Raw genomic sequence first — 1,791 nt, 5'->3', positions numbered from 1 at the left:
AAAAAGATAAAAATATAAATTTTCAGAAAATAGGTTGCTATTCGACAAACCTCCCGCTAGAATACTCCTTACATTCATTTTTGAAAGGAGGCTCAGCGATGATCACGTTTATCGCATCTATTGTATTTCTTATTGTCGGATATTTAATTTACGCAAAGGTGGTTGAGCGAATTTTTGGCATTGATGACAAACAATCAACCCCCGCTTACACTAACCATGATGGTTTTGATTATTCCCCGATGAGCTGGTGGAAAGCGAGTTTAATCCAGCTTCTAAATATAGCAGGACTTGGTCCGATTTTTGGTGCGGTGCTAGGGGCTTTGTACGGGCCAGTTGCTTTCATATGGATCGTCGTCGGTACGATCTTTGCAGGCGCTGTTCACGATTACTTTTCCGGAATGCTCTCGCTTCGTCATAAAGGTGCTCAGTACCCGGCACTCGTTGGTAAATACTTAGGAAGACCTGCACAGGCACTGATTAACTTAATATCAATCGGACTAATGATCCTCGTCGCTGCAGCCTTCACGGCAGGACCTGCACAATTGTTGTCAACAGTGACACCGTTAGGATTCATGACTTCAATTGTATTAATTTTTGCTTACTTCCTGATTGCTACCTTGCTTCCAATCAATAAAATTATCGGTAAGGTGTACCCGGTTTTCGGGGCCATTCTTATCTTTATGGCCGTTTCGATCGGAGTAGGGATGTTCTTTTTCGATAATCCGATCCCGAACCTGACCTTGCAAAACTTGCACCCGCAAGAGTTACCGGTATGGCCGATGTTGATGGTTACGGTTTCCTGTGGAGCGATCTCAGGTTTTCATAGTACACAAAGCCCGATTCTTGCCCGTACGCTGAAGAAAGAAAGTGAAGGAAGAAAAGTCTTTTACGGCGCAATGGTAGCCGAAGGAATTATCGCCATAATCTGGGCCGCTGCAGGAATGACTTTCTTTGGAAGTACTGGCGGACTGCAAGCTGCGCTTGATGCTGGAGGACCTGCAGGAGTCGTCAACGAAATCAGCAGTACAACGCTGGGTACGTTAGGCGGCATCCTCGCAGTGCTAGGAGTAATCATTTTACCGATTACAACAGGGGACACCGCACTTCGTTCTTCTAGAATGATGTTGGTGGATGTGTTCAGACAATGGAGCAAGAAAGAGTTCAATGGTAAATGGACACCGATTTTCTTCGCTATCCCAGTCGCTATTCCAACATTTTTGCTTACGCAAATGGATTATAGCTTCTTGTGGAGATACGTAGGCTGGTCAAACCAAGTTGTAGCTACAGTCATGTTGTGGACAGGAGCGATGTACTTGCTGAAAAACAGCAAATTTCACTGGATTTGCAGTGTGCCTGCCTTGTTCATGACGGCTGTCGTCAGTTCCTATATTTTCTATGCCCCTGAAGGATTCGGGTTATCGTATACAACTTCGATGGTTATCGGATCGATCATCTGGCTTGCTGTCGTCACATGGTTTGTGTGGCAAGTTATTAAGCATAAAAACGTTCATCACGAAGAAGTGGTTACAACAAAAGCTGGATAAAAAACTTTACGCATAATCAACAGCCAATGATAGGAACTTCCATACTCAGGAAGTTCCTTATTTGTGTTCTCAAAAAGCTCCCAATTGTTGAAGACTCAGTTTCGAGATAAGTGGGGCCGTTACTGGATAAAGACTCGGGAATGGCTGAGAAACGACTCGCTTTCCTGCGGGGGAACTGGCAAGCTTCCTCGGGCTGCGCCCTGTGGGATCTCGCCTAGCCCCTTCTCCCGCGGGAGTCTCGCCGTTT

At 45.4% G+C, this 1,791-nt stretch carries 1 protein-coding gene; it reads left to right on the top strand.

All coding sequences use genetic code 11. The features are described from left to right. Window positions 1–98 precede the first annotated feature (98 nt). On the top strand, window positions 99–1,544 hold the full coding sequence (locus LD39_RS20195) for a carbon starvation protein A (RefSeq protein ID WP_035552794.1): 1,446 nt from the start codon (window positions 99–101) through the stop codon (window positions 1,542–1,544). The last annotated feature ends 247 nt before the right edge of the window (window positions 1,545–1,791 follow it).

Source organism: Halobacillus sp. BBL2006 (assembly GCF_000786645.1).
Lineage (GTDB): Bacteria > Bacillota > Bacilli > Bacillales > Halobacillaceae > Halobacillus.
The sequence above is the reverse complement of the archived record's forward strand: the minus strand, read 5'-3'. Positions and strand labels throughout refer to the sequence as shown.

Excerpts from the sequence above, each read along its gene's own strand:
- LD39_RS20195 (WP_035552794.1), top strand. The coding sequence starts at position 99 with ATGATCACGTTTATCGCATCTATTGTATTTCTTATTGTCGGATATTTA.